The organism is Rhodococcus sp. K11/5 (assembly GCF_055193735.1).
Map to the genome: position 1 here is coordinate 2,873,273 of NZ_CM143721.1, position 26,896 is coordinate 2,900,168.

Sequence of the window (26,896 nt, forward strand, 5' to 3'; positions counted from 1 at the left end):
GCTGTGCCACGCCCCACTCTCGTCAGGCCCTCGCGCCGTGTGTTGTCCGCCCTCGTCCTCGCCGTCGTGATCGCGCCACTGTTGGCGGGTTGCCTTCGGGCCCAGGTGTCCATGGGGGTCTCGTCCGACGACAGGGTGTCCGGACAGATCGTCGCGGCGACGGTGCCCACCGCCGAGGGCGACACCGGCCCCGGCCTGACGGTCCCCCAGAGCCTGGGGAGCAAGATTCGGGTGCAGCCGTACGACGCCGACGGTTTCGTCGGCAGCGAAGCATTTTTCGACGATCTCACCTTCGGAGACGTCCAGCAGCTCGCCGCCCTGTCCGATCAGTCGGTCGGCCTCTTCCAGCTGTCGCTGGAACGAGCCGGTGATCTCGTGACCCTCGCCGGTCAGGTCGACCTGTCCAACGTGCCCGTCGAGGGCAGCGACGTCCAGTTCACCATCGCGTTCCCGGCGCGGGTCTCGACGACCAACGGCAGCCGTGAAGGCGACAACGTCGTGTCCTGGAACCTGCCCGCCGGCGAGTCGACCACCCTGAGAGCGGAGGTCCGGTACTCCGATCCGAACACGCGCAGTTTCGCCGGGTGGGCCGGAATCGTCGCGGGCGTTTCGGTCGGTCTCGCCGCGATCGTCGCCGGTATGGCCTACGTCTCGCGCAACCCGCCGGTGCGGCGCCGTCCGTCGGAGCCGGCCGAACGCACGTGATGCACGGGTGGGCGGCCCCCACGACCGTCGTGCGCATCGGGGCCGGTCTGTCCGTCGCCGCGGCAGCGCTCGCCGTGCTCAATGCCCGCACCGCGCCGAGCGTGCGCCCGGAATCGGCATCGTCGGTGGATCCGTCCGAGCGGATCACCGTGTGCATCCCGGCTCGCGACGAAGCCGAACGGCTCCCCCACCTGCTCCGGGACCTGCTCGCACAACGAACGCGGGCTTCCATGCACGTCCTGGTCCTCGACGACGACTCCTCCGACGGAACCGCCGACGTGGCCCGCGCCGTCGTCGGTGGTCGTCCCGGTTTCGAGATCCGCCGCAAGGTCGCGGACGGTCGAACCGGATCGGGCAAGTCGTTGGCGTGCATGGCCCTCGGCGAGATGGCCCTCGCGCGCGCCGAGTCGACGGCGATCGTATTTCTCGACGCGGACGTGCGACTGCACCCGCTCGCACTCGACGCGGCGCTCGCGGACCTGAGGACGCACGGAGCCGCTCTGCTCTCGCCGTGGCCGGGACAGATCGCCGTCGGCGCGTTCGAGCGCCTGGTGCAACCCCTGCTGTCGTGGTCGTGGTCGGTCAGCCTGTACGTCCGGGGAGCCAACCGCAGCACCCGCCCCTCCATGGCCGTCGCGAACGGACAGTTCCTGGTGATCGATTCGGCCGCGTACCGAGCAGTGGGCGGACACGCATCGACTCGCACGGCCGTCGCGGACGATCTGACCCTCGCGCGAGCAGTCCGCCGCGCCGGCTTCCGCACCGTCGTCGCCTACGGCGGCGCGGTCGCGACGTGCCGGATGTACACCGACGCCGCGCAGGTCCGCGCCGGGCACGCGAAGTGGCTGTGGTCTCAGTTCGGCGGCGCCGCCGGCACTTTCGCGGTGACCGCCGCCACCGTCGCGATCTGGACCGTGCCGCCGGTCGCCGTCGTCGCCCGCGGTCCACTGCGCTGGTGGGGCCTGGCCGGTTACCTCGGCGGCGCGATCTCCCGCTACGCGTCCCGACGCGCCGAGGGCGCGGGCGACGCGATCTCCCGCGACGTCGTCACCGCCGCTCTGCACCCGATCTCGATGGCGGCGGGCGCACTGATCCTGTTATCGAGCGACCGTGGCCGTCGCCAGGGCACCCTGGTCTGGAAGTCGCGCACCCTGCGCTCCGGGCCGGCGGCCGAGGCCTAGGTTCGCCAGCACCTCGCTCGTCGCCTTCGCGAAGTTCAGGGTGATGAAGTGCAGGCCGGGTGCGCCTTCTGCGATCAATCTCTCACCCATCTCGGTCGCGAGCTCGATCCCGACCTCCCGCACGGCCGCGCGGGCCTCGTCGGAGTCGCCGGCCACCGCGTCGAGGCGGCGCTGCACCGCGTCGGGCAGGGCGGAACCCGACAGGGCCATGGCGCGGTCGATCGATCGCATCGTGGTGATCGGCATGATCTCGGGGATGATCGGCTTGCGTCCCTGTTCCTCGTCGTACGCGCACACCCGGTCTCGCAACCGCAGATAGTCGTCGACGTCGAAGAACATCTGTGTGATCGAGTAGTCCGCGCCGGCTCGCAACTTGGCCACGAGGTGGGCGGTGTCGTGATGAAGATCCGGGGCACGGTGATGCCCCTGGGGAAACGACGCCACCCCCACGTGGAAGTCACCGAGGTCGCGGACGAGTCGCACCAGTTCCTCCGCGTACTCCACGCCGTCGGGGTGCTTCTCCCACGGCCCCAGAGGATCTCCGGGCGGATCGCCCCGCAGGACGAGGATGTTGGAAATGCCGCGATCGGCGTAGGCACCGACCATCGACCGCAGTTCGGCGATGCTGTGCGAGACCGCCGTGAGATGGGCGACCGGAAGCAGCGTGGTCGCGTCGGCGATCTCGCCGGTCACCCGGACGGTGCGGTCGCGCGTCGATCCGCCCGCGCCGTAGGTCATCGACACGAATGCCGGACCGAGTTGCTCGAACGAGCGCACGGCTTTCCACAACCGCGCCTCGGCGGCCTCGTCTCGCGGCGGGGAGAATTCGACGGAGAACGGGATTCGGCCCGTCGTCTCCTCGGTCAGTCGCTGCACGACGGACCGGGCTCGACCGGTCGGCCCCCGTCGACCCTGGCCTGCTTCTCGAACGTCAGTCACAGTCGCCATCATAGATTCCGGCCGTTCGGACCCGGCCCGACCGCCGGGTTCGCCGGGTTCGCCCGGCGGCTGTTCGCCACACGAACGGGGGGCTCCGAATACGTGGTTAAGTGGATTCGGACATCGGCTGAACGAACGCCGTGCTCGCGAACACCACACGAACAGTCGGGCATCGGCGCTCACCGCACGACCCGACCGGTACACCCGCCCACACGAATTCTCGGAGGACATCGTGTCTGCCGTCACGCACGCTCCCGTCGACCACTCCGACCGACCGCGGTCGGTCGTCTCGGAATCCGATGTGTCCGCCTGGCCCGGCGGCACCTTCGTGTCGGCCGTGGAGCGCACGTTGACCGACTTCGTCGACACCACGCGCCCCACGGTCGATGCCGTCGGACCCGTCTACGCGGCCGCGGTCGACGAACTCGTCTCGTTCGTGGTCCGCGGGGGCAAGCGCATTCGGCCCGCCTTCGCGTGGACCGGATGGTTGGGGGCCGGCGGCGATCCGCACGGGCCGGACGCCGACGCGGTCCTGGACGTGTGCTCGGCGCTCGAACTGGTGCAGGCGTGCGCGCTGGTGCACGACGACATCATCGACTCCTCCTCCACGCGGCGCGGTTTCCCGACGGTGCACGTCTCGTTCGCAGAGCAGCACCGTCGCAACGGGTGGCGCGGCGATTCCGACAAGTACGGCGAGTCCATCGCCATACTGCTGGGTGACCTGGCGCTGTGCTGGGCGGACGACATGGTGCGTGCCGCGGCCGTCGACGCCGCCGCGCAGGCGCGCGTCGCCCCCGTGTGGTCGGCCATGCGCACCGAGGTCCTCGGCGGGCAGATGTTGGACATCGCGGTCGAGGCCACCGCGGACGATTCCGTGGAGTCCGCCATGCGCATCGACCGCTACAAGACCGCCGCGTACACCGTGGAGCGGCCTCTGCTCATCGGTGCTGCTCTCGCCGACGCCCCGGACGAGCTGTTGCAGATGTACAGCACCTTCGGCGCCGACATCGGTATCGCCTTCCAGTTGCGCGACGACCTTCTCGGCGTCTTCGGTGATCCGTCCGTCACGGGTAAACCGTCCGGCGACGATCTCCGCGAGGGCAAACGCACCGTGCTGTTGGCCGTCGCGCTCGACGCGGCCGACGAGCGCGATCCGGCCGCCGCCGCCGCGATCCGCGCCGGCATCGGAACCGACCTCACCGAGCAGCAGGTGGACGAACTCCGCGGGCTCATCGTCGACCTGGGCGCCGTCGACGACGTGGAGCGCCGCATCACCGAGCTCACCGACAGCGCGCTCGCCGCCCTCGCGGCGTCCACCATCACCGACGACGCCGCCCGGCGACTCACCGCCATGGCGTACGCGGCAACCAGGAGAAACACATGAGTTCAGCCACCGTCAGCGGTCCCACCGACCACGTCGTCGTCGTGGGAGCCGGATTGTCGGGTCTTGCCGCCGCGCTCCATCTGCGGGGCACCGGCCGCCGGGTCACCCTGCTCGAGAAGGCCGACTCCGTCGGCGGGCGCGTCGGTTCCGTCCAGGCTCCGGGCTACCGCATCGACACCGGCGCGAGTGTGCTGACGATGCCGAGCCTCATCGAACGCAGCCTCGCCGCGGTCGGCGCCACGATGGAGTCGACCACCCCGCCGCTGCGACTGATTCCCCTGCACCCGGCGTACCACACACGTTTCGCGGACGGCACCTCCATCGACGTGCACTCCGACCCCGACGCCATGGTCGCCGAGGTCGAGGCGAAGTGCGGACCCGAGGAAGCCGGGCGATACCGGCGCCTGCGGGCGTGGCTCGCCTCGATGTTCGACGCGGAGTTCGATCGCTACATCGACAGCAACATCGACTCCCCCCTCGATCTGGTCACCGAGACGACCTCCCGCAAGAGCACGCTCGCGTTGCTGCGGCTCGGCGGCTTCGGCAAGCTCGGCAAGCGCATCGATTCACTGGTCACCGATCATCGACTGCGGCGAATCTTCACCTTCCAGGCGCTCTACGCGGGTGTCCCGCCGCAGCAGGCCCTCGGTGTGTACGCAGCCATCGCCCACATGGATACATCGCTGGGGGTGACGTTCCCGGTCGGCGGCATGCGCACCATCGCCGAGGCGATGGCCGACGCGTTCGTCACCGCGGGCGGCACGTTGCTCACCGGAACCGCGGTCCGGGACATCGAGATGGGCGGCTCCCGCGCCCGCGCCGTGGTGACCGAAGACGGCGTGCGGCACCCGTGCGACGCGCTGATCCTCACCCCGGACCTGCTGGTGACGGACCGCCTGCTGGGCACGGCCGGTATCACCGTCCGACGCAAGGTGCGGGCCTCGCCGTCCGCGGTGGTCATCCACGGTCGGGTTCCGATCGACGTCACGGCGGGGTGGACCTCGCAGTCGCACCACGTCATCGACTTCGGCGAGAACTGGGACGAGACGTTCCGCGAGCTCACCGCGAAGAAGGGCCGTGGCCGGCTGATGTCGGACCCGTCCCTGCTCATCACCAGGACCGCACAGTCGGACCCCGATCTGATTGTCACGCACGACGGTGTCCGCCAGGAACCGATCTCGATCCTCGCACCGTGCCCCAACCTCGAGGTCGCGCCGCTGGATTGGGCGTCGATCACCGGCCCCTACATCCGCGAGCTGCTCCAGGTCATGGAGTCGCGCGGGTACACGGGGATCGCCGAGCACCTCGAGATCGATCACACCGACACCCCGCAGACATGGCTCGATCAGGGAATGATCGCCGGGACCCCCTTCTCGGCGGCGCACATCTTCCGCCAGACCGGCCCGTTCCGCCGTCGCAACGTGGTGCCCGGTGCCGACAACATCGTGCTGGCCGGATCCGGCACGACGCCCGGAGTCGGGGTCCCCACGGTGCTGATCTCCGGTCGTCTCGCCGCGGAGCGCATCGATCCGTCCGTGAAGAACGCGCCTCGCGCGGGGGTGCACTGAACCGTCACCAGCACGAACGACGGTCAGCGAGCGGGCCGTGCGCGAATTTCGGCGGACTGCCCCTAAACTGAGCAACCGACCGGACAGTCACGGTCGCGTCAGCTGCGTCTTCAGGGAGGAACATGTCGACGGCTCCCCCTGCTCGGGATGCGCGCGCGTCCGGTGACGCGGTCGGTGTTCGCGCGGTTCGTGGGTTCCTCTCCGGTCGAGCCGGGCACGCCACCCTGGTCGGTCTGGCCGGTTCGATTCTGATCACCTTCGGTGGTTTCGGGTCCGGAGCCGTCCGGCGGCAGGACCCCCTCCTCGAGACGATGCACCTGTCGTGGCTGCGCTTCGGGCACGGTCTGATTCTGTCCACGGTGCTGGTGTGGGTGGGCGTTCTCCTCATGATCGTGGCCTGGGTGCGCCTGGGCCGAGCGACTCTGGGCCACCGCACCACGGTGCGCCAACTGCGCTGGGTGGTACCGGTGTGGATCGCTCCCCTGCTGCTCGCGGTCCCCATGTTCAGCCGGGACGCCTACTCCTACCTCGCCCAGGGCGCGCTGCTGAGGGACGGATTCGATCCCTACGCCGTCGGTCCGGTCGCGAATCCCGGTGTCCTGCTCGACAACGTGTCGAACGTGTGGACCGCCACCACGGCCCCCTACGGTCCGCTCTTCCTCCTTCTGGCCGAGGGCATCACCTCGGTGACCGGGGACAACGTGATCGCGGGCACGATGTTGCTGCGCCTGACCATGCTTCCCGGACTGGCGCTGACGATGTGGGCCGTGCCGCGCATCGCTCGGCACTTCGGTGCCGATCCGGCCGTCGCACTGTGGCTCGCGGTGTTGAATCCGCTCGTTCTCGTCCACCTCATCGGCGGCGTGCACAACGAGATGCTCATGGTCGGTCTGATGACCGCGGGTATCGCCGCCGTGCTGGACCGTCGACACGTCGTCGGCATGGGTCTCGTGGCCGTCGGCGTCGCCATCAAGGCCACCGCCGGAATAGCGCTGCCGTTCCTGGTGTGGATGTGGATAATCCACGAGCGCGAACGGGAGGCGTCGAGGAACAGCGAACGAGCCGATCGGGGCGAACCGACGCGGCGCGCCCCGACCTTGCTGTTGTTCGCCAAGACGGCCGGAATCGGATTCCTCGTCTTCCTCGCCGTGTTCGTGATCTCGTCGCTCGTCGCCGGGGTCGGCATCGGCTGGCTCACCGCGCTGTCGGGTTCGGCGAAGATCATCAACTGGCTGTCTCTTCCGACGATCCTGGCCCACTTCGTGACCGTCGGAACCGGATGGTTCACCGGAGCCGAACTGGGCCCGGTCCTCGAGATCACCCGACTGCTGTGCGGAATCGCGTTGGTCGTGACTCTCGCCGTGGCCTGGTGGACCTCGCGGCGCACCGAGCGCCACGCGCTGATCGGCATCCTGGTCTCGCTCGTCGCCATCGTGATCCTGTCGCCCGCCGCACTCCCCTGGTACTACTCCTGGCCGCTCGCGGTGGCCGCCGGATTGACCATGAGCGTGCGCACCCTGATGATCCTCGTCGGACTCTCGACGTGGCTCATGCTCGTGTTCCAACCGGAGGGCTCGATCGGGCTCTACACGTTCCCGCACGTCGCGGCGGCGACGTTCGCCGCCGTCGTCGCGGCCCTGTCGTTACGAACGGTCGATCCTCTGCGGCTGCGAACCGTCACCCGCCCGGAGCACGAGGACACCGCGACGGACCCGGAGCAGCGCGGCACCGTGTCCAGCGCGCCGATCCGGCCCGCCTCCCCCGCCCACACCCGATCCGACGAGGAGTCGACCCACTCGTGACGGACCCTGCACTCGACGACGCCTACTCGCTCTGCCGAGAGGTCGCCGCCGAACACGGCAAGACCTATTTCCTGGCCACCCGCCTGCTGCCGAGCGATCGCCGTCCCGCGGTGCACGCGCTCTACGCCTTCGCGCGGATGGTCGACGACATCATCGACGTCGACATGATCGCCGAGCGCGGCGACGACGATGCGGTGCGCACCGACATCGCTCTCGTCGACCACATCGAGGCCGAACTGATCGCCGGCCTCGAGAGCGGTCGGGTGCCGGACTCGGCGACCTGGGAGCACCGTTACGACCTGATTCTCGCGGCGCTGTTCGACACCGCGCGCACGTACGACATTCCCGCCGAGTACTTCTCGGCCTTCATGACCTCGATGCGGATGGACGTGCCGCATTCCCCGCTGTACAAGGATCGCTACGCGGACATGGACGAGCTCCGTACGTACATGTACGGATCGGCAGCCGTGATCGGCCTGCAGATGTTGCCGATCCTCGGCACCGTGGGCCCCGTCGAGGAGGCCCGGCCCACCGCCGCCGCGCTGGGCGAGGCGTTCCAGGTGACGAACTTCGTCCGCGACGCCGGCGAGGACCTGGCTCGGGACCGGATCTACCTGCCCGGCGACGTCCTGGCCGCCTACGGCGTCGACGAGGACCTGTTGTGGTGGTGCCGTCTGACCGGTCGCACGGACCCCCGCGTGGTGCGCGCGCTCGCCGACGTCATCGCATCGGCGCGTGCGATGTATCGCACCGCCGAGCCCGGCATCGCACTTCTCGAACCCCGTGCGCGCGAGGGAATTTCGGTGGCCTTCGCTCTCTACCGGGACATTCTCGAGGCGGTCGAGAACGACGGCTACCGCGCTCTGTCGGCGCGTGCTCGGGTGGGCGGCCCCCGCCGGGCGCGGGTCGCGACCACGGCGGCACTACGCGGAGTGACGCGTCGGCTCACTCCGGCCTGAGACCGGGCGTCAGAACGCCATGGCCTGCGCGCGCCGGATGATCTCGCGGGCGTGATCGCCCCGCAGGACGTCGATCGGCATACCCGGCAGGCTGTCGTCCGGGGTGAAGAGCCAGCGCAGGATCGCGGGGTGGTTGTAGCCCCCGTCCAGGAGGACGGAGATGGCCGCCGGCAGATGCTTGAGCGGTTGCCCGTCCTCGCCGAGGAACTTCGCCGGAATGGACACCACACGGTCTCGGCGGAGAGCGATCAGCTTGTGTTCGCGAATCGACTGCTGCACGCGTGCGACGTCGACCCCCATCGCGTCGGCCGCGTCGGGCAGCGGGACGACGGTCTCGTCGGCGGGGATGACATCGTCGCAATACGGGAGTGCACTCACCGCGACAACGGTAGTCAGGGAGACGATCGAAGATCAATCCGGCCGCGACTGCGCGGCGCGTGGCCCGAAACACATCGAGACCCTCGCTACCATCGCTAGGAGCACTCGGGTTCGTTGCGGCTTCCGCGTGCCCACACGAGACGAAAGTAGGCGCAGGTGATCACGTCCGGACCGTCGCTGCTCGGCGAGCTTCTCGAGCGGCGCTACCGCGTGGACGCTCCGATCGCACGCGGCGGAATGTCGACCGTGTACCGCGGTCTCGATCTGCGCCTCGACCGCCCGGTCGCGATCAAGATCATGGATCCGCAGTTCGCCTCGGACCCCGAGTTCGTTCGACGCTTCGAGTTCGAGGCGAGGGCGGTCGCGCGGTTGTCGCATCCGGGGCTCGTCGCGGTCTACGACCACGGCCGCGACCGCGATCACGCGTTCCTGGTGATGGAACTGGTCGAGGGTGGAACGCTGCGCGAATTGTTGCGCGAGCGCGGACCCATGCCCCCGCACGCGGCGGCGGCGGTGATGCAGCCCGTGCTCGACGCACTCGCCGTCGCCCACCGAGCCGGTCTGGTCCACCGCGACGTCAAGCCCGAGAACGTGCTGATCTCCGATCGCGGCGAAGTGAAGATCGCCGACTTCGGGTTGGTCCGCGCCGTCGCAGCGGCGACCACCACGTCCAACAGCGTCATCCTCGGCACCGCGGCGTACCTCTCCCCCGAGCAGGTCACCGTCGGGTCCGCGGACTCCCGCAGCGATGTGTACTCCGCCGGCGTCCTCCTGTTCGAGGTGCTCACCGGCCGCACGCCGTTCCTGGCGGACACGTCGCTGTCGATCGCCTACCAGCGCATCGAGAACGACGTCCCCGCCCCCGGCTCGTTGATCGCCGGGGTGCCCCCGCACTTCGACACCCTGGTGCGGGACGCGACGCGTCGGACCCCCGAGAACCGCTTCGACGACGCCTCCGCGTTCGGTGACGCGCTGCGGTCCGTCACGCGCACTCTGCAGCTTCCCGAGTATCGCGTGCCCGCTCCGTCGAGGTCCGCCGAGCACCTCAGCGCCGACACCGCCCACAGTCCGCGGCCGTACGTCCCGCAGTCACCCCGGACTCCCGAGACGGCCATCGTGGCGATCCCCGCCCCGAACGACGACGGTCACGGCGAGACCAAGCACACCAAGATGGTGACCACCGCGACCCCGCGTACCGACCCACCCGGCGCGACGGCCCCGGAGCCGAAGGACCGATCCGCCTTCGACTACCCCGACTACGACGCCGACCGACGCCGATCGCGCCGGACCGCGATGGTGTGGATCGCCATCGTCGTACTCGCGGCCGTTCTTCTCGGAACCGTCGGATGGTGGGCCGGATCCGGCCGGTTCACCGCCGTGCCCGCGATCGACGGCCTCGACCGGGCGTCCGCGACCGCTGCCATAGAAGCGGCAGACCTCACCGCGTCCGTCGAGGAGCGCTACAGCGACGACGCACCGGTGGATCGCCTGCTGGGCACCGAACCGGCCCCCGGAACGCGAATCGCCCGCGGCGAGACCGTCGCTCTCGTCGTCTCGCGCGGGCAACCGACCGTGCCGTCGCTCGACGCCGGGACCGACGCCACCGCCGTCGACGACGAACTCCGCGCTCGCACCTTCGTCCCGGTCGACGGCGGCCGGGCGTTCAGCACCTCCGCGCCCGTCGGCGACGTCGCCCGGCTCGAGCCCGCCCCCGGATCGGTACTGCCCGTCGGCAGCGAGGTGCGCGTCGTCACCAGTCGCGGAGCACCGCCGGTGGACGTTCCGAACCTGCGTGGCCGCAGCGAGGAGCAGGCGCGTGCCGAACTGGACCGACTCGGAATCTCCGTCGGTTCGGTCGAGGAGGTCTTCGACAGCGGTGTCGACGGCGGCGACGTCGTCTCCACCTCCCCCGAGGGCGGTACGTCCGTGACCGGCGGATCCGCTGTCGATCTGCAGATCTCCACTGCCGTCGGCGTCCCGTCCCTGCTGGGACGCACGGTGGGGTCCGCTCGCGAGGAACTCGAACGTCTCGGCCTCGAGGTCGTCATCCGTCAGGTCGTCGACACGGACAGTTCCCTGGTGATCACCCAGAACCCGGGTCCGAACGCTCGCGTGGAGCCGGGCGGCACGGTCACCCTCGTATCCCTCCCCTGACGCTCGCCCCCGACACCCGGAACAGCAGAACGCGGCCCGAGCGTGCTCGGACCGCGTTCGTCGACGTCGGTAGATCAGCCGCGCAGCATCTCCGCGACCAGGAACGCCAGTTCGAGCGACTGCTGGGTGTTCAGGCGCGGATCGCACGCGGTCTCGTAGCGACCCGACAGGTCGAGATCCGAGATGTCCTGCGCGCCGCCGAGGCACTCGGTGACGTTCTCACCGGTGAGCTCGACGTGGATGCCACCGGGGTGCGTACCGAGACCGTGGTGCACCTCGAAGAAGCCCTGCACCTCGTCGACGATGCGGTCGAAGTGGCGCGTCTTGTAGCCGGTGGACGCCTCGTGCGTGTTGCCGTGCATCGGGTCGCACTGCCAGATCACCTGGTGACCCGTGGCCTGCACCTTCTCGATGATCGGCGGCAACAGGTCGCGAACCTTGCCGTTGCCCATCCGGGAGATCAGGGTCAGACGGCCGGGCTTGTTCGTCGGATCGAGACGCTCGACGTACTCGACGGCCATCTCCGGAGTGGTGCTGGGCCCGATCTTGAGACCGATCGGATTCGACACCATCTCGGCGAACGCGATGTGGGCGCCGTCGAGCTGGCGGGTCCGGTCACCGATCCACAGGAAGTGCGCCGACAGGTCGTACAACTTGGGGTGTTCGGAGTCGTTGTCCAAGCGCAACATCGCGCGCTCGTAGTCGAGCACGAGCGCTTCGTGGCTGGCGAAGATGGTGGCCTGATGCAGTCGCGGATCGGTGACTCCACACGCGTCCATGAACTTGAGACCGTTGTCGATCTCGGACGCGAGCTGCTCGTAGCGCGCGCCGGCCGGCGAGTTCTGGACGAACTCACGATTCCAGTCGTGGACCCGGTGCAGGTCGGCCATTCCGGCGCCCGTGAGGGCCCGCACGAGGTTCATGGCCGCACTCGCATTGGCGTACGCGCGAACCAGCCGCGACGGGTCGTGCGCGCGGACCGCGTCCTCGGCGACGAGCGAGTTCACCATGTCGCCGCGGTAGGACTTCAGACCCAGGGCGTCGACGTCGGCCGAACGCGGCTTGGCGTATTGGCCGGCGATGCGGGCCACCTTGACCACGGGGGTCGACGCGCCGTACGTGAGCACCACCGCCATCTGCAGCAGGGTGCGGATGTTGCCCTTGATGTGCGGTTCGGTGTTGTCGACGAAGGTCTCCGCACAGTCGCCGCCCTGCAACAGGAAGGCCTCGCCGCGAGCCACGGCGGCCAGCTCGTCGGACAACCGCTCGACCTCGCTGGCGACCGTGATGGGCGGCACGCTCTCGAGGACCTTGCGCATGGCTTCGGCTTGATCGGCCGGCCAGCTGGGCTGCTGAGCAGCGGGTTTGGCCAGCGCAGAATCCAGCTGCCGACGCATGGCGTCGGGAAGCGGGGGCAGCTCGGGTAAGCGTTCGATCGGAACGTCGACAGTCCAGTTCACGCGTACAGCGTAGTCAGTCGACCAGGACCCGAGAAACCACGGGTACCGCAGTGGCCGTCGACCGCCGAGTTCCCTCGATCAGGGATGGAATCCGTCGGCCGCGGCGGCCCGGATGGCGCGGTACTTGGCGAGATTGTGCTTCGCGTCGGCCAGGGCGTCGTGCGCGTCGTCGGGGATGGGCGGAAGCGCCGGTGATCCGCTGTCCTCCCAGAGTTGCTTGAGCTCGCGAGAGAATCGCGGCATGGAGCGAGGCAGGGCGGTCATCGGCCCCCACAGCTGACAGAGAGCGACGTGGTCGTACGCAGCCACCCATGCCCACATCTCGATGTCGTCGGTGACGGAGACGAAGTCGAACAGCTCGTCCCGGATCCGAGATCGCGAACGCCACAGCGGAGACGAGAAGGGCGGCAGCTTCGGCAGCACGTTGTGGCGAACCCAGGCGCCGGCGCGCTGCGGATCGAATTCCGTGGACACGGCGTAGAACTCGCGACCGTCCTCGGCGACGACGCCGATGGAGATCAACTCGATCGTGCGGCCGTCCTCGATGAACTCGCAGTCGTAGAAGTAGCGCACGCGCCGACTCTAGCCGTACCGGCCCCGGGCTCCGGCAGGTCAGCCCGCGCGGGTGTCCGGGATACGAGCGGGCTCGTCGACGACCTTCTTCTTGAGGCTCGCGGCGTACACGTCGACGTACTCCTGGCCGCCGAGCTTCATCAACTCGTACATGACCTCGTCGGTGACCGCACGCTCGACGAAACGGTTTCCCGCCATGCCCTCGTAGCGCGAGAAGTCCAGGGGCTTGCCGATCTTGACGCCGACCTTGGTGGGGCGCGGCAACTTCGAGCCGATCGGGTTCATCTTCGCCGTGTTGATCATCGCCACCGGGATGACGGGGACACCGGTCTCGAGCGCCAATCGCGCCGTGCCGGTCTTGCCCTTGTACAACTTGTCGTCGGGCGACCGCGTGCCCTCCGGGTAGATACCGAGCAGCCTGCCGTCGTCGAGCACCCGCTTGCCCGCGTTCAACGCGTCCTGCGCTGCCGATGCTCCGGTGCGATCGATGGGAACCTGGCCGGCGGCGTCGAAGAACCAGCGCTTGAACGCGCCCTTGACGCCGGTGTCGGTGAAGTATTCGCTCTTGGCCAGGAACGTGATGCGCCGCGGCACGACCAGCGGCAGAACGAACGAGTCCATCACGGCCTGGTGGTTGCTCGCGAGGATGGCGGGACCGTCGGCCGGGATGTGTTCGAGCCCCTCGACGTCCGGACGCCCGATCGCCTGCAGCAACGGGCCGATGAAGACGTACTTGAAGCTCCAGTACCAGATGCCCGACATGCCCGAACCTTCCCGTCGTGTTGCGGCGCCCAGTGTTGCAGCGCCACGTGATTCGGCGCCACGTGGTCCAGAACCACGTGATCCTGCATCGTGCCGATCGTCGACCTGCACGGTGTCCGCGAGAACTTCGCTACGGCGACTGTACCGGGGGTTTATGACACCAGCCACATTACGACGGCACAGCCGGACACATCTCACATTGCCGACACCTCGGCGTCACCGACGCGTCACGTCCACGGTGTCCGCGGACCGATCACGCCCGTGCTGCCCCGACCTCGACGCGTGCCAGTTCGGCCGCCCCGATCATCCCGGCGGCCTCCCCCAGCTGGGTTCCGCGAATGCGGGCGAGCGGCCGGTGGCCGGCTCCGGTGATCTGGGCCGCGTAGTGCTCGCGTGCGACATCGAGGAACAGCGCCGACGACGTCGCGACGCCGCCGGCGATCACCATGCGGTCCGGGTCGTAGACGTCCGACACCAGGGCCAGCCCGATGCCCAGCCAACGAGCGAACTCGGACATGGTCTGCAGCGCCACCAGATCTCCGTCCTGTGCGGCGCCCGCGATCCGACGACCGGTCAGCGATCCGGGGTCGAGGAACGTCTCGCGGGCGAGGATGGTCGATCCGCGTGGATTCGCGGCCAGCAACTCGATTGCGGTGTCCACCAATGCTGTTCCGCTGCAATACCGTTCCCAGCACCCACGCTTGCCGCACGCGCACGGTCGACCGTCGGGCACCACCTGCAGATGACCGAGCTCCGGCGCGATCCCGTAGCTGCCGCGGTAGAGCTTGCCGTCGATCAGCAGCGCTGCTCCGATGCCGGTTCCGATGGCGATCATGACCACGTTCCCGCCACCGGCCGCGGCTCCGAATCGGTGCTCGGCCCACGCCGCCGCGTTCGCGTCGTGCTCGAGGATCACGGGGATGCCGAGGCGCTCGGTCATCTCGCGCGCCACCGGTCGGTTCACCCACGGCAGATGCGGCGCGAAACGCACCACCGTGCGGTCGGAGTTGATGAACCCCGCCACCGCCAGACCCACCGCAGCGATCTCGTGTCGGCTCGTCAACTCCCGTACGGCGCGGTCGATCCCGTTCTCGAGGGCCAGCGACGACTGCGGGGTCGGTGCCTGAGTCGAGTCCAGAACCTGCCCGTCCGCGTCGACCACCGAGGCCCGAATGCTCGTTCCCCCGACATCGATGCCGATGGTGAGAGCCCTGCGGGATCGAGACTGCGAACTCATGTGGTCGGTTCCTCACTGATTCTGGCCACGGCCCCCGGTTTCGGCCGCAGCGCTGATTGTGCTGCCGCATCGGGCGTCCACCGCAGCGGGTCGTGCGATGTTCGAGGCTAGGACTCGGTGCGGTCCTCGCGCGCCACGGTGACCCTAATGGGCTGATACGTCGGGGCGCGACCGGTGGGCGGTTCCGACGGCGGTGGGACCGCCGTCCCGGCCGAGGGCTCCGTCGCCTCCGACCTCTCGGCCGTCGGCGGTTCGGGATGCGCGCGACCGTGCGTCTGCAGAGCGTCGCGCAGCGCCTCGAGAACCCCGTCCAGCTCGCTGGAGACCAGGGTCACCAGGTCGTGGCGCTCCCCACGCAGCACCGCGGCGACGGCACAGAACGGGCACCAGGAACAGCCGTCCCACTCCGGTGCGTCCTCGAGGTCGACGCGTCGCAGGATGGGCTCGACCTTGTCGATCAGCAGCTCGGCCAGGACTCGAAGTTCCGCCGTGAGGTCGCGGCCGGGGTCAGCCATCCGAACCCCGCGGCGGCACCGGCGCATGCAGGTGCGCCGGCCACAGATCGGGATCGGGGGCGAATCGGACCGAGAGAACCCCGTCGGACAGCTCGGCCGCGGTGACCGTGCACCGCCTCAGGACCGACGCCAGACGCAGGCGGCGTCGGCCGCCCTGCGCACTCACCACCACGTCGTCCTCCACGCGTCCCACGTCGACCGTTGTCGGATCGACGAGAGGTAACGGAATCTTCATCACGTACACGGACTCGAGGCCGCTGCCCGACTCGAGTGCCACCGAGGGGGTCGACGCGATCATCGGCTGCGAACCGGCGACGAGGCCGGATCCGTCCAACTCACCGGCGATGATCCCCAGGGCGTCCGAGCCTACCGGCTCCGTCGGTTGCGCCGAGACGCCGTCGATGCGCAAGGGGGCCACCCGATCCGCGAAGGCCGTCAACGCGGCCTGTTGCTCCGCCCGGCGTCGGTCCATCCAGAACACCGCCGGATGTGTTCCGAGCGCGGACACCGGCACCGACCCCAGTGCGGGAGCGAGGTCGTTCGCGACGACGCGCTCGACTCGAACGCCGTGGAAGACCGTGGCGGCGAGAATGGCGGCCGTCGCCTCCGACACCAGCGATTGGGCCCGGGTCACGACGACGGCCTCGGTGATGCTCGGGTCCGTCAGGGCCCGCTCGGCGTCGACGGCGGCGTCGTCGATCCGATCCAACACCTCCACCAGCACCGCCAGGCGCGCATCGGATCCCGTCGCGGCGACGACGCGTCGGTGGCGGGGCCAGATGCGTTCGACGGAACCGTGGATCGCACTCGGAACGGTGAGGATCGCGCGCCACGTCGCCGATCCCGCGCAGTCGACGACGACGTCGTCCCACCGACCGGAGCGAGCGTGGCGGTAGATCTCGAGGACGGCCGCCAGCTCCTGAGCGGCCGGGACCGTGATCAGTTCCTCCGGGTCCGGCAGGCTGGGCCCCGAGCCGTGATCGTGGCGACCGAGCGACGTGAGCACCGTGGTCACCATCCGGTAGCGAGCCTCGACGAGGGCGAGGGAATCGATGCGCTCGGTGTCGAGATCGGTCCCGTCGATCAGTCTCGGCGCGATCGGAGCGTCGACGGAGATCAGCAGGACGCGACGACCCCGTTCGCGCAACCCGACGGCCGTCGCCGCGGCGACGGTCGTGGTACCGACCCCGCCCGCGCCGACGACGTATCGAACCCGCGCCACCGCCCGCATGTCCGCTGTCGTCAGCCCTCGACCTTCTTCTTCAGCTCCTCCAGGGCGGTGTTGGTGATGACCTTCTCCGCCTTGCGCTTGAACAGGCCGATCATGGGAATCGCGAGGTCGACCGTGAGCTCGTAGGTCACCTCGGTGGTGCCGTCCGACCGTTCGGCCAGAACGTAGGAACCGACCTGGCTCTTCTGCATCTCACCGGTGGCGAGCTCCCAGGAGACCGATCTTCCGTCCGGAGCCCAGTCGTAGACCAGTTCGTAGGTGTCCTTGACCATGCCGGCGTCCAGCACGAACCTGACCCTTCGGGCGCGTCCCGACTCCCCCGGCTCCAGCACCTCGACGACCTTGGCCGCGGTCACCCACTCGGGGTACGCCGGAAAGTCCGCGATGACCTCCATCACCTCGTCGGGAGTTCCCGCGATGACGATGGACTTCGTGGTCTTGTCTGCCATGGAACGACCCATCCCTTCCGTGCGCTGTACATCCGGTGTCGGGACCATGATCGACGGTCCCGCTTCTGCTATCGGACAGTGGGGTCGGTTCCGGGTGCGGGCGGGGTCGGACCGGGTGACTCCGGCGCCGCCGGCACCGGTTCTCCGGCCGATCGGGCTCGGTCGAATCTCGCCTTGATCCAGAACGCCATGTCCCGTCCCGCGACGCGTCGCCGGTGCGTGAGCACAGCCGGACTCGGGCCGTCTTCGGAGGGTTCGGAGGGTTCGGCGGGTTCGGCGTGGAGAAAATAGTGGAGGACCACCCCGTCCAACACGGGCTCGAGCCACACCTCCATGGTCCCGACGAGGGCGCCGGACACGGTCCATCGAAACCCCTTCTCCGCCCGGTCTTCTCGGACAGCGAGCGTGAGATCGGGGAACCACGCGCGCCACCGTTCGCGGTCTCCCAGAAGTGCGGCCACGGCGGCGGCGGGCGCGGCCACGAACGTCTGGTCCGCCACCTGAACGGTGCTCATTGCACGGCCTGCGAGGAGGTCATGCGTCACAGCCTCACACACCGGTGACCGGTACCGATCGATCAGGGTTAGTGTGAACACTCGCCAACCCCAGCCTGCAGATCATGTACTGCAGAACCTTCCTCGGAGGACTTCGTGCCCGAGTTCCACGTTCCCGCTCCGTTCACCATCGGCGACGACGAGTCGGTCGCCGATGCCGTCTTCGCGCACGAGGAACACCGACCCGACGTCGTCGTCTTCCGCCGCGCCACGGCCGACGGAACGGTCGACGTGCGAGCCGCGGAATTCGCGGCCTCCGTCCGTGCGGTGGCCAAGAGGCTGATCGCCGCCGGTGTCGAACCCGGCGATCGAGTCGCGCTGATGTCCGCCACGCGCTACGAGTGGTCGCTCGTCGACTACGCCATCTGGTCCGCCGGGGGTGTCACCGTGCCGGTGTACGAGACCTCCTCCGCGGACCAGGTTCGGTGGATCCTGGAGAACTCGGGGGCTCGTGCCGTCGTCGTCGAGACGGATGCACATTCCGACATGGTCGCCACATTCGCGTCCGAGTTGCCCGGCGTCACCGCCGTGTTCCAGCTCGACCCGTCGTCGACGAAGGCCGGGGCGGTCGAGACGCTGACCGAATCGGGTGCGCCGGTGCCGGATTCGGATGTCGTCGACCGTCTCGCCTCGCTGAGCGCCGATTCACCGGCCACCCTCGTCTACACCTCCGGCACCACCGGGCGCCCCAAGGGCTGCATCCTGAGCCACCGCAACCTCATCGCCGAGTCCCGCGGAATCCACGCGACCGCCTTCGGCGAGATGTTGACCGAGGGCCGGACGACGGTGATGTTCCTGCCCATGGCCCATGTGCTCGCACGGGCGGTGTCGATCGCCTGTTTCGACGCCGCCGCGACCGTCGGCCACACGAGCGACATCCCGAACCTCGTGGCCACCTTCGGGGAGTTCCGACCGCACTTCATCCTGTCCGTGCCCCGAGTGTTCGAGAAGGTCTACAACACTGCTCGGCAGAAGGCGCACTCCGACGGCAAGGGAAAGATCTTCGACGCTGCCGCGAACACCGCCGTCGCGTACAGCGAGTCGCAGGACGAGACGGGGCCGTCCCTGGTGCTGCGCGCGAAGCACGCCCTCTTCGATCGACTGGTCTACGGCAAGTTGCGAGCCGCTCTCGGTGGGCAGTGCGAACTCGCCATTTCCGGTGGTGCGCCGCTCGGAACGCGGTTGGCCCACTTCTACCGGGGCATCGGGGTGACCATCTACGAGGGGTACGGCCTCACGGAGACCACGGCAGCGGCCGCCGTCAACACCGCGGACGCCCAGCGCATCGGCACTGTCGGAAAGCCGTTACCGGGCAACGGGGTTCGCATCGCCGCCGACGGCGAGATCATGCTGAGCGGCGGGGTCGTGTTCGACGGTTACTGGAAGAACGACGACGCGACGGCGGAGGCGCTGACCGACGGGTGGTTCCACACCGGCGACCTCGGCACGGTGGACGCCGACGGATACATCGCGATCACCGGGCGCAAGAAGGAGATCATCGTCACCGCCGGGGGGAAGAACGTGGCGCCGGCGGTCCTCGAGGACCACCTGCGAGCGAGCCCGCTGGTCAGTCAGGCGATGGTGGTCGGCGACCAGAAGCCGTTCATCGGAGCGCTCGTCACCATCGACCAGGACGCCTTCGACGGATGGAAGCAGCGCACCGGCAAGAACGAGTCCGACTCGATCGCCGACCTCACCGCGGACCCCGATCTCGTCGCCGAGATCGATGCGGCGGTGGCCGAGGCCAACAAGTCCGTCTCGCACGCGGAGGCCATCAAGAAGTACCGCATCCTTCCGGTGGACTTCACCGAGGAAGGCGGAGAGCTGACCCCGACTATGAAGCTCAAGCGGAACGTGGTGCAGGCGTCGTACGCCGCGGAGATCGAGAAGATCTACAGCAAGTGATCCAGCCGGGACGCGAGTAGGTCCCATCGCCACTCGGTGGCGACGTACTCGCGTCCCGCACTGCCCATCATCGACGCGCGATCGCGGTCCACCAGCACCGACACCAGGGCACGACGCACGGAGTCCACCGACGTTCCGTCCACCGTCGTTCCCGTGATTCCCTCGACCACCGTCTCGGGGGCCCCTCCCGATCGTCCTGCCACCACCGGCACCCCGGTCGCCGACGCCTCGAGGAACACGATTCCCAGGCCTTCGACGTCCAGGCCGGCGCCGCGGGTGCGACACGGCATCGCGAACACGTCGGCGATGGTGTGGTGAGACGAGAGTTCCTCGGCCGGAACCGAACCCGTGAACACCACGTGGTCGGCCACCCCGCAGGACACGGCGAGCTTCTTCAACGTGTCCGCGTACGGTCCTCCGCCGACGATCACCAGAACCGCCCCGTCGATGTCCGAGCGGACTCCGGCGAGCGCTCGGATGAGCACGTCCTGACCCTTGCGCGGCACCAGCCGTGACAGGCACAGAATCGTCGGGCGATCGCCCAATCGGTAGCGCGCCCGCAACTCCGCGCGCGCCGCCGCGTCCGGTCGGAATCTCGTGGAGTCGACACCGGGAGGCAGGTGCTCGAGCGCCGCGTCGGATCCGAACGCGGTCGCGAAGCGGCCACGGGTGTACTTGCTGACGAACGTCACCACGTCGGCGACATCGCCGATACGGCCGAGTGCCTGACGCGCCGCCGGCAGCATCGACCACCCCACCTCGTGCCCGTGGGTCGAGGCCACCACTCGGTCGGCGCCGGCGCGTCTCGCCGTCGGGCCGAGCAGCGCCAACGGTGCCGCGGCTCCGAACCACACCGTCTCGCAGTCGTGGCGCCGCACCAGTTCGGCGGTTCGACGCGCGACGGTAGGCACGGGAAGCATCAACGTCGTGGGGTGACGCACCACCTCGAAGGGCTGTTCCGCGTCGAAGCGGACGTGCGAGTCGCCTCGCCACCGGGGGGCGTAGACCACCAGCTGCTCCGGCGGCAGGAGACGCGCGAACGTGTGCAGGTAGGACTGGATGCCTCCCTGGCGGGGAGGAAAGTCGTTGGTCACCAGCAACGTTCGGCGCATGTCCTCACGGTAGACGTCGGGGCGCCGCTAGGCGGGACCCGCCTGCTCCACCACCCACGCGCCCCATGCGGCGAGGAACGCCGGCGTCGCCGAGCCGAGCGTCGCGACGAGTGCGCGCTCGAGCGTCGTCGGATCCGACGGTCCCACGGCCAGGACACGGTAGAGCCGCAACAAGGTGGCTTCGTCGTACCGGTCGGCCACGAACTGCGCCACCGACCAGGCCGACTCGTAGGCGATCGCACTGCGACTGCCCCCGGCGGCGAAGTCGGAATCCTCCGGGAGCACGGTCGGCGGCCCACCGACCCGCACGACAGCGGAGAGCGTCGGCGCGATGTCCGTGAACGAGAGCCCCGACCCTCGGTACCCCGAGTAGTCCGCGACCCCTTCGAGCAACCACAGCGGGGACCCGTCGGCCGTGATCGACCGAGCGGCGACGTGCGTGAGTTCGTGCTGCAGAACGGAGCGACGCGTGGACTCGGTGAGCCTGTCCCCCGCGGTCGGTCCGAACACGATGCGCTGACCGGTGACGAATCCACGCTCGACCGGGTCCGCGATGGTCGACGCGGCGACGTCCGTCATCGGAGAGTTGTTCGCGCTCGCGGTGAACTCGGCGTCCGAACCCGTCACGGTCACCACCGCTCGGCGAGACCACCCGACACCGAAGAAGTCGGTCACCGCCTCGACGGCGGGGGGTAGATCCGCGGCGAGACCGTCGATCAGCGCCCGTTGCTCCGGGTGGCCGACGACGATCGACGTGGTGTCACCGGTCTGCACGGACTCGGTGACCACCGGCCCGAAGTCCCACGGCCCGCGCCAGGTGATGCGGCCGTACTGCGGGAGGTCGTCGTCCGAGACCAGCGCCCAGGTGTCGCCTCGGCGGGCGACGACGAGGGTGACGTCGCGGCGGGTGGAGTCGATGTCGGCCTCGGCGTACGCATAGCGCAGCACCACGTGCGGGGCCCAGACATCGGTGGCGGACAACGACTCCGCGAGTTCGGTCGGAACCGGGGTCTCGGGTTCGTCGATCAGTTCGTATCCGAAGTCGGAGAGCGGAACTCCCCGTAGATTGCGGGCACGTTCGACTTCACGTTCGACGAACCCCGGGTCGGCACCCCGATCGAACAGCGATCGCAGGGCGTCCTCGTCGCCGTCGCGAAGGGCGACCGTCCACGCGTCGAGCAGGGCCTGCACCCCCGCCGTGCGCTGGTCGTCGAACGAACTCGCCGCGGCCCCGGACGGAGCGTCCGAGGTGGGCGGGGGCGTTCCGGCACAACCGGTCGCCACCGTCACCACCAACGCCAGAGCGAGCGCCGACCGTCGAACGGTGCGAATGATCAGTACCGGCGCGCGCTGTGGAACGGCCAGGATTCCATCGACTCGACTCGGACGGGTACGCCGAAGGTCGAGGCATGCACGATGTTCCCGTTGCCGGCGTAGAGGCCGACGTGCGACGCCTCGGGATAGAACAGAACCACGTCACCCGGCTGCAGATCGCTCTTCGCCACCGGCGTGCCGCCGGCTGCCTGCGCCTGACTCGAGCGCGGAAGGGTCTTGCCCACCTGGTTGTACGCCCAGACGACGAGCCCGGAGCAGTCGTATCCGTCGGGACCGGTCGCGCCCCACACATAGGGCTTGCCGATCTGGGTGAACGCTGCCTGAAGGGCACCGGCCTGCGAACCCGGCGTCAACGAACCCAGAATGGACGCGGGATCGAAGCCGGGAGGAAACGCGGAACCTGCGAGTTCCGCTCGCTCCGCCTCGGACAGCGCGGCGAATGCGGCCACCACGTCGTCGATCTGAGCCTGCAATCGACTCTGCTTGTTCTGTAGATCGTCACTGAGAGCGCGCGCCTGCTCGGTCGCGATGCGGGCCGCGTCGGCGGACTGCAGGGACGACTGCTCGGCCGCTGCGGCGGCATCGGTCGCCTCACGGAAGGTGGCGACCTGCGCGGCCGCGTCGGTGGAGATGACGTCGAGCGCCGACATCTGGTCGAGCATCTGCTGCGGCGAATCGCTGACCATCAGCGCGAACAGGCGATTGGTCCGCGCACCCTGGTAGTTCGCCTGCGCGATCTTGTCGACCGTCGGCCGCACCGAATCGATCAAACCGTTCGCAGCGTCCACGGCGGACCGATCCCGGGCGAGGCGATCCTCGGCTTCCCGTTGCGCCGCCATCTTGGCGTCGAGGTCGATCTGGGCGTTGTGCATCGCCTCGGTGGTCTCCTCCGAAGCGCGCGACAGGTCGGCCAGTTCCGTCATCGCGGCGCTACCGGACGCGCCGGGTACGGGATCAGCACCCGCCACCGGCGTCGACATCATCACGGTGGCGCCCAACAATCCGGCGAGAACCAGCGCGCGGCATCGATGAGACACGGCGGTCCGGTGCGACTTCGACCAGGCTGACGACACGGTGGATGGTTCTCCGATCAGGTGAAGCGATTCGAGACCTCTGCGACCATCGAGGTCTCGGAAAGATTACGACGAGCGTGCGGACACTGTCCAGGATTCGGTTTATCCGGCGCGAAACGGGGTTGTCGACGTGAGAACACGTCCATAACCGACCGCTCCACTTGTTTCTGGGGGCGGATCGATTCATGCCCCCGACCGACGAGGAGGGTGCCGCCGCTGATGCGACGACACCCTCTCACACGATCGACTCGGATCAGACGTAGCGGCTTGCGCCGTCGGCAGGCATCGATGACAGCGGAACGACCTTGACCGGCTGGCTCTCGGTGGACGCGTGCACGACGTTGCCGTTGCCCACGTACATACCGGAGTGCGAGCCGCCGTAGAAGGACACGATGTCCCCCGGCTGCAGGTTGCCCAGCGAGACCGAGGTACCGGCGGCGGCCTGGTCGTAGCTGGTGCGCGGCAGGGAGATGCCGGCCTGCTGGTAGGCCCACTGCATCAAGCCGGAGCAGTCGAAGGCGTTGGGGCCCGCTGCGCCGTAGACGTACGGTGCACCGACCTTGCTCTCGGCCGCGGCGACGGCGGCCTGGGCGGCGCTCTGCACCGGAGCCGCGGGTGCGAGCTGCGGAACCTGGGGAACCGCGGGCAGCTGCGGAGCAACCGGCATCGGGGGCAGCTGGCTCAGGATCTCGTCGGGAACCTCGAAGGTCCCGATTCCGGGGATTGCCACCGGGGCCGCGAAGGCCGGGGCGGCGGGGATGGCGACAGCTCCTGCAGTGAGGGCGCCGGCGATGAGAACGTTGCGGACGGGCCGCGTGGCACTGCTGGGTTTACGGTGTTTCGCCACGAAAAGAGGTGCTCCATTTCTTCCGTTCATCCGCCGACCGAGTTAGCTGACGGGTTCGGGCTGGGAAGATCAGCCCTACCTTCGAACCGCGGCGAGGCCGCGGGGAGAAGGATTCACCCCGGTGTAACGGTGGGTTCCCGGTACGACCACCCCGGAAAGAGGAGGCCGATTAGGCGGTGACACTGCGACGCATTCCTCGGGTGGATCTGCACGACTCCGCAATGTCTCGGAAAGATTACGAAACGGCATCCACAATGTCGAGCCCACCCGGTTCGTGTCGCGATTGGATCACGGTGAGATCACCCCGCAGCGTGGTCCGGCGCATCACCTCGGCCACCGTCGTGCGCCTCGCGGCCGCTGGGGATCTCACTGCTGACGAGCCTCAATCGCGGTATCAGTCCACTGTCGGCCAGAACCTCCATGGCGTCGTGTTCGTCCTGCTCGAGCCGCAATCGCCGAGCCCCGTACCGGGACCCGCCGGGCTCCCCGGAGCCCCGCGCCGGGAGCTCCGGAACCCCCAGGAGGACCGACACCACGCAGTCCTGGCACGCGAGTCCCCGCACCCGGCAGTCGCCACAATCGACAATCATGTGATCCTCGTCTCATCTCGGTTTCGGCTCGGTTCACCGGGTCTCGGCTCGGTTCGCGACCTTGCCGCCCGAACGTAACGGCGACCTCCGACACGAACGCGAACCCGCGATCGTCGCCGAATTCTGTCGGTGGACGCCTCTAACGTCCTCGGGGTGATCACGCCGCACTCGGGAGCGCACCAACTCGCCTTCGACGAACTCGACGCGTCGCTGCGCGAGACCACCTTCGTCGTGGTCGACCTCGAGACCACCGGGGGTCGGCCGGGAGAGGACGCGATCACCGAGATCGGTGCGGTCAAGGTGCGCGGCGGCCGCGTGCTGGGTGAGATGTCGACACTCGTGGATCCCGGGCGCTCCATCCCGCCCACCATCGTCGCGCTGACCGGCATCACCACCGCGATGCTCGTGGACGCCCCGCGTATCGAGCGAGTGCTGCCGGCCTTCGTCGAGTTCGCACGCGGATGCGTGCTCGTCGCGCACAACGCGCGATTCGACACCGGTTTCCTCCGAGCGGCCGCCACTCGGATGGATCTGGCGTGGCCGTCGTTCCAGGTTCTCTGCACCGTGAAACTCGCTCGCCGCGTTCTCACCCGGGACGAGGCACCGTCGGTGAAGCTCTCGGCCCTGGCCACGGTGTTCCGGTCGTCGACTCGGCCCACTCACCGTGCACTCGACGACGCGCGGGCGACGGTCGACGTCCTGCACGGACTCATCGAACGGGTCGGCAACCAGGGCGTCCACAGCTATGCCGAACTGATCGACTATCTGCCCACGGTTCCTGCGGCGCATCGCGCCAAGCGCGGACTGGCCGCGGGATTGCCGCACGCGCCGGGGGTCTACCTGTTCCGGGGCCCCTCGGACGAGGTCCTCTACGTCGGAACCTCGAACAACCTGCATCGACGGGTACGCAACTACTTCACGGGTTCCGAGACCCGCGGGCGGATGAAGGAGATGGTCGCGCTCGCCACCCGCGTGGATCACGTCGAGTGCAGCCACGCGATCGAAGCCGGTGTGCGCGAGCTCCGACTCATCAGCGCGCACACGCCCCCGTACAACCGGCGATCGAAGTACCCCCGCAAGGGCTGGTGGATCGCTCTCACCGCCGAGGCGTTTCCGCGGCTGTCCATCGTGCGCGCGCCCGCACCGGGAGCCTTGGGTCCGTTCTCCGTCCGGGGAGCGGCGGCCGAGGCGGCGGCGTCTCTCGCCGAGTACACCGGTCTTCGCTCGTGCACGCACCGCATCGCCGTATCGGCCCGGCACGAGAAGTGTCCCGTCGAGGCGGTGGGTGGATGCACGGCCGCCGCGGCCGGACCCCTGTCCGCGCTGGACTACGCGTCGGCTCCGGCGGCTTTCGTCGAACTCGTCGACGGGCACTCCGCCGGGGTCGTCGAGACCGCGCTGGCCCGTATCGAGGAACTCTCGCGCGCAGAGTTGTTCGAGAACGCAGCCCGCCTCCGCGATCGGACGGCCGCGACGGTGACCGTGCTGAGAACCCTGCAGCGCCTGCAGTCGTTGACCCGCATCGCGCAGCTCGTGGCCGCGCGGCCCGCCGACGGAGGCGGGTGGGAGTTCGTGGTCATCCGCCACGGCCGCCTCGCCAGCGCCGGTGTCGCACGACGCGGCGTCTCCCCCATGCCCGTCGTCGACGCACTCGTCGCCGGGGCCGAGACCGTGGTCCCCGACGGAACGCCGCTCGAGGGCGCAACACCGGAGGAGGTGGCACTACTGGCCCGGTGGCTGGACTCCGGTGGCGTTCGCATCGTCGACACCACCGACGGGTGGCACGAACCGGTCCACGGGGTCGGTCGCTGGCACACGTGGTGCGCGACCGTGCGTCGAGTGGAGAGGGACGAGCGCCAACTACGCTGACGGCACCTTGCATCCCACCCGGAAGGCATCACCGAGATGATCACCGCCATCGTCATGATCCACGCCGACGTCCATACGATCCCCGAGACGGCTCAGGCCGTCGCGGATGTCGCCGGAGTCACCGAGGTGTACTCCTGCGCTGGTGACGTCGACCTGATCGCAGTGGTCAAGGTCCGCACACACGAGGAGATCGCGCTGGTGATCACCGAGCGCGTCAATCGGCTCGACGGCGTTCTGCGCACGGACACCCACATCGCCTTCAAGTCCTACTCGAGCGCGGACGTCGACGCCGGATTCTCGCTCGGCGAGTGACC

Annotated in this window: 25 protein-coding genes and 1 riboswitch; of the genes, 10 read left to right on the forward strand and 15 right to left on the reverse strand. The window is 68.9% G+C overall.

Features of this window, described 5'->3' with window-relative positions:
* Nucleotides 1-3 precede the first annotated feature (3 nt).
* Entirely contained in the window at nucleotides 4-705 is a 702-nt protein-coding gene (locus ACY466_RS13560) for an LppM family (lipo)protein (RefSeq protein ID WP_463245879.1), read from the forward strand.
* Nucleotides 705-1,886 (forward strand): glycosyltransferase family 2 protein, encoded by a 1,182-nt coding sequence (locus ACY466_RS13565; protein WP_463252291.1) that lies wholly within the window; start codon nucleotides 705-707, stop codon nucleotides 1,884-1,886. Before ACY466_RS13560 ends, ACY466_RS13565 begins: the two co-directional genes overlap by 1 nt.
* On the opposite strand, the gene ACY466_RS13570 is transcribed toward ACY466_RS13565, so the two are convergent.
* Nucleotides 1,803-2,834: a methylenetetrahydrofolate reductase gene (locus ACY466_RS13570; RefSeq protein ID WP_463245880.1), complete on the reverse strand. Its 1,032-nt coding sequence runs from the start codon at nucleotides 2,832-2,834 to the stop codon at nucleotides 1,803-1,805. The two genes, ACY466_RS13565 and ACY466_RS13570, sit on opposite strands and share 84 nt — an antisense overlap.
* Nucleotides 2,835-3,057: 223 nt before the next feature.
* Between ACY466_RS13570 and ACY466_RS13575 the strand changes: the two genes are divergently transcribed.
* From ACY466_RS13575 to ACY466_RS13590, 4 genes are all read left to right on the forward strand, one after another.
* On the forward strand, nucleotides 3,058-4,209 hold the full coding sequence (locus ACY466_RS13575) for a polyprenyl synthetase family protein (protein ID WP_463245881.1): 1,152 nt from the start codon (nucleotides 3,058-3,060) through the stop codon (nucleotides 4,207-4,209).
* Nucleotides 4,206-5,777 carry a phytoene desaturase family protein gene (gene crtI / locus ACY466_RS13580; RefSeq protein ID WP_463245882.1) on the forward strand — a complete coding sequence of 524 codons (1,572 nt, stop codon included), beginning with the start codon at nucleotides 4,206-4,208 and terminating at the stop codon, nucleotides 5,775-5,777. The genes ACY466_RS13575 and crtI overlap by 4 nt, the downstream gene beginning before the upstream one ends.
* Nucleotides 5,778-5,899: 122 nt before the next feature.
* The gene (locus ACY466_RS13585) at nucleotides 5,900-7,579 is read left to right on the forward strand and encodes an alpha-(1->6)-mannopyranosyltransferase A (RefSeq protein WP_463245883.1); all 1,680 of its coding nucleotides are present in this window, start codon (nucleotides 5,900-5,902) and stop codon (nucleotides 7,577-7,579) included.
* The gene (locus ACY466_RS13590; RefSeq protein ID WP_463245884.1) at nucleotides 7,576-8,538 is read left to right on the forward strand and encodes a phytoene/squalene synthase family protein; all 963 of its coding nucleotides are present in this window, start codon (nucleotides 7,576-7,578) and stop codon (nucleotides 8,536-8,538) included. The genes ACY466_RS13585 and ACY466_RS13590 overlap by 4 nt, the downstream gene beginning before the upstream one ends.
* Nucleotides 8,539-8,547: 9 nt before the next feature.
* Here the strand turns inward: ACY466_RS13590 and ACY466_RS13595 are convergent, their stop codons facing one another.
* Nucleotides 8,548-8,916 carry an Rv2175c family DNA-binding protein gene (locus ACY466_RS13595; RefSeq protein ID WP_463245885.1) on the reverse strand — a complete coding sequence of 123 codons (369 nt, stop codon included), beginning with the start codon at nucleotides 8,914-8,916 and terminating at the stop codon, nucleotides 8,548-8,550.
* Nucleotides 8,917-9,072: 156 nt separating this feature from the next.
* On the opposite strand from ACY466_RS13595, the gene pknB reads away from it, so the two are divergent.
* Nucleotides 9,073-11,070, forward strand: coding sequence for a Stk1 family PASTA domain-containing Ser/Thr kinase (gene pknB / locus ACY466_RS13600; RefSeq protein ID WP_463245886.1), 1,998 nt, complete (start codon nucleotides 9,073-9,075; stop codon nucleotides 11,068-11,070).
* A 74-nt stretch (nucleotides 11,071-11,144) separates the two neighbouring features.
* Here pknB and ACY466_RS13605 read toward each other — a convergent pair whose 3' ends face one another.
* The 8 genes from ACY466_RS13605 to ACY466_RS13640 all read right to left on the reverse strand — a co-directional run bounded on the left by ACY466_RS13605 (nucleotide 11,145) and on the right by ACY466_RS13640 (nucleotide 17,812).
* On the reverse strand, nucleotides 11,145-12,530 hold the full coding sequence (locus ACY466_RS13605) for a class II 3-deoxy-7-phosphoheptulonate synthase (protein WP_463245887.1): 1,386 nt from the start codon (nucleotides 12,528-12,530) through the stop codon (nucleotides 11,145-11,147).
* Between the two features lie 78 nt (nucleotides 12,531-12,608).
* Nucleotides 12,609-13,103, reverse strand: coding sequence for a polyadenylate-specific 3'-exoribonuclease AS (locus ACY466_RS13610; RefSeq protein WP_463245888.1), 495 nt, complete (start codon nucleotides 13,101-13,103; stop codon nucleotides 12,609-12,611).
* 39 nt (nucleotides 13,104-13,142) lie between these two features.
* Complete coding sequence (locus tag ACY466_RS13615; protein ID WP_463252292.1) at nucleotides 13,143-13,856, reverse strand: lysophospholipid acyltransferase family protein; 714 nt, start codon at nucleotides 13,854-13,856, stop codon at nucleotides 13,143-13,145.
* Nucleotides 13,857-14,118: 262 nt separating this feature from the next.
* On the reverse strand, nucleotides 14,119-15,102 hold the full coding sequence (locus ACY466_RS13620) for an ROK family protein (RefSeq protein ID WP_463245889.1): 984 nt from the start codon (nucleotides 15,100-15,102) through the stop codon (nucleotides 14,119-14,121).
* A 107-nt stretch (nucleotides 15,103-15,209) separates the two neighbouring features.
* Nucleotides 15,210-15,617 (reverse strand): hypothetical protein, encoded by a 408-nt coding sequence (locus ACY466_RS13625; RefSeq protein WP_463245890.1) that lies wholly within the window; start codon nucleotides 15,615-15,617, stop codon nucleotides 15,210-15,212.
* Nucleotides 15,610-16,839: an ArsA family ATPase gene (locus ACY466_RS13630; RefSeq protein WP_463245891.1), complete on the reverse strand. Its 1,230-nt coding sequence runs from the start codon at nucleotides 16,837-16,839 to the stop codon at nucleotides 15,610-15,612. The genes ACY466_RS13625 and ACY466_RS13630 overlap by 8 nt, the downstream gene beginning before the upstream one ends.
* 20 nt (nucleotides 16,840-16,859) lie before the next feature.
* Nucleotides 16,860-17,297 carry an SRPBCC family protein gene (locus ACY466_RS13635; protein WP_463245892.1) on the reverse strand — a complete coding sequence of 146 codons (438 nt, stop codon included), beginning with the start codon at nucleotides 17,295-17,297 and terminating at the stop codon, nucleotides 16,860-16,862.
* A gap of 68 nt (nucleotides 17,298-17,365) precedes the next feature.
* Nucleotides 17,366-17,812 carry a polyketide cyclase / dehydrase and lipid transport gene (locus tag ACY466_RS13640; RefSeq protein ID WP_463245893.1) on the reverse strand — a complete coding sequence of 149 codons (447 nt, stop codon included), beginning with the start codon at nucleotides 17,810-17,812 and terminating at the stop codon, nucleotides 17,366-17,368.
* A gap of 135 nt (nucleotides 17,813-17,947) precedes the next feature.
* Between ACY466_RS13640 and ACY466_RS13645 the strand changes: the two genes are divergently transcribed.
* Nucleotides 17,948-19,756, forward strand: coding sequence for an AMP-dependent synthetase/ligase (locus ACY466_RS13645; protein WP_463245894.1), 1,809 nt, complete (start codon nucleotides 17,948-17,950; stop codon nucleotides 19,754-19,756).
* Here ACY466_RS13645 and ACY466_RS13650 read toward each other — a convergent pair.
* From ACY466_RS13650 to ACY466_RS13670, 5 genes are all read right to left on the reverse strand, one after another.
* The gene (locus tag ACY466_RS13650) at nucleotides 19,744-20,868 is read right to left on the reverse strand and encodes a glycosyltransferase family 4 protein (protein WP_463245895.1); all 1,125 of its coding nucleotides are present in this window, start codon (nucleotides 20,866-20,868) and stop codon (nucleotides 19,744-19,746) included. The genes ACY466_RS13645 and ACY466_RS13650 overlap by 13 nt on opposite strands.
* Nucleotides 20,869-20,895: 27 nt before the next feature.
* Entirely contained in the window at nucleotides 20,896-22,158 is a 1,263-nt protein-coding gene (locus ACY466_RS13655) for a hypothetical protein (protein ID WP_463245896.1), read from the reverse strand.
* Between the two features lie 44 nt (nucleotides 22,159-22,202).
* Nucleotides 22,203-23,186, reverse strand: a complete 984-nt coding sequence (locus ACY466_RS13660; protein ID WP_463252293.1) for a C40 family peptidase — start codon at nucleotides 23,184-23,186, stop codon at nucleotides 22,203-22,205.
* A gap of 343 nt (nucleotides 23,187-23,529) precedes the next feature.
* Nucleotides 23,530-24,123 carry a C40 family peptidase gene (locus ACY466_RS13665; RefSeq protein ID WP_463245897.1) on the reverse strand — a complete coding sequence of 198 codons (594 nt, stop codon included), beginning with the start codon at nucleotides 24,121-24,123 and terminating at the stop codon, nucleotides 23,530-23,532.
* A gap of 15 nt (nucleotides 24,124-24,138) precedes the next feature.
* Nucleotides 24,139-24,309, reverse strand: a riboswitch (cyclic di-AMP (ydaO/yuaA leader).
* Nucleotides 24,310-24,422: 113 nt separating this feature from the next.
* A complete protein-coding gene (locus ACY466_RS13670) occupies nucleotides 24,423-24,656 on the reverse strand; it encodes a hypothetical protein (protein WP_463245898.1) in 234 nt (77 codons plus the stop codon).
* A 210-nt stretch (nucleotides 24,657-24,866) separates the two neighbouring features.
* On the opposite strand from ACY466_RS13670, the gene ACY466_RS13675 reads away from it, so the two are divergent.
* Together ACY466_RS13675 and ACY466_RS13680 are read left to right on the forward strand one after the other, a co-directional pair.
* Nucleotides 24,867-26,582, forward strand: coding sequence for a DEDD exonuclease domain-containing protein (locus tag ACY466_RS13675; RefSeq protein ID WP_463245899.1), 1,716 nt, complete (start codon nucleotides 24,867-24,869; stop codon nucleotides 26,580-26,582).
* 36 nt (nucleotides 26,583-26,618) lie between these two features.
* Nucleotides 26,619-26,894 carry an Lrp/AsnC family transcriptional regulator gene (locus ACY466_RS13680; RefSeq protein WP_463245900.1) on the forward strand — a complete coding sequence of 92 codons (276 nt, stop codon included), beginning with the start codon at nucleotides 26,619-26,621 and terminating at the stop codon, nucleotides 26,892-26,894.
* Nucleotides 26,895-26,896: the final 2 nt, after the last annotated feature.

Bases quoted from the DNA above. Each gene is read 5' to 3' on its own strand.
- ACY466_RS13565 (WP_463252291.1), top strand. From the start codon at position 705: ATGCACGGGTGGGCGGCCCCCACGACCGTCGTGCGCATCGGGGCCGGT.
- ACY466_RS13570 (WP_463245880.1), bottom strand. From the start codon at position 2,834: ATGGCGACTGTGACTGACGTTCGAGAAGCAGGCCAGGGTCGACGGGGG.
- crtI (WP_463245882.1), top strand. From the start codon at position 4,206: ATGAGTTCAGCCACCGTCAGCGGTCCCACCGACCACGTCGTCGTCGTG.
- ACY466_RS13585 (WP_463245883.1), top strand. From the start codon at position 5,900: ATGTCGACGGCTCCCCCTGCTCGGGATGCGCGCGCGTCCGGTGACGCG.
- ACY466_RS13620 (WP_463245889.1), bottom strand. From the start codon at position 15,102: ATGAGTTCGCAGTCTCGATCCCGCAGGGCTCTCACCATCGGCATCGAT.
- ACY466_RS13625 (WP_463245890.1), bottom strand. From the start codon at position 15,617: ATGGCTGACCCCGGCCGCGACCTCACGGCGGAACTTCGAGTCCTGGCC.
- ACY466_RS13635 (WP_463245892.1), bottom strand. From the start codon at position 17,297: ATGGCAGACAAGACCACGAAGTCCATCGTCATCGCGGGAACTCCCGAC.
- ACY466_RS13640 (WP_463245893.1), bottom strand. From the start codon at position 17,812: ATGAGCACCGTTCAGGTGGCGGACCAGACGTTCGTGGCCGCGCCCGCC.
- ACY466_RS13650 (WP_463245895.1), bottom strand. From the start codon at position 20,868: ATGCGCCGAACGTTGCTGGTGACCAACGACTTTCCTCCCCGCCAGGGA.
- ACY466_RS13660 (WP_463252293.1), bottom strand. From the start codon at position 23,186: ATGATGTCGACGCCGGTGGCGGGTGCTGATCCCGTACCCGGCGCGTCC.
- ACY466_RS13680 (WP_463245900.1), top strand. From the start codon at position 26,619: ATGATCACCGCCATCGTCATGATCCACGCCGACGTCCATACGATCCCC.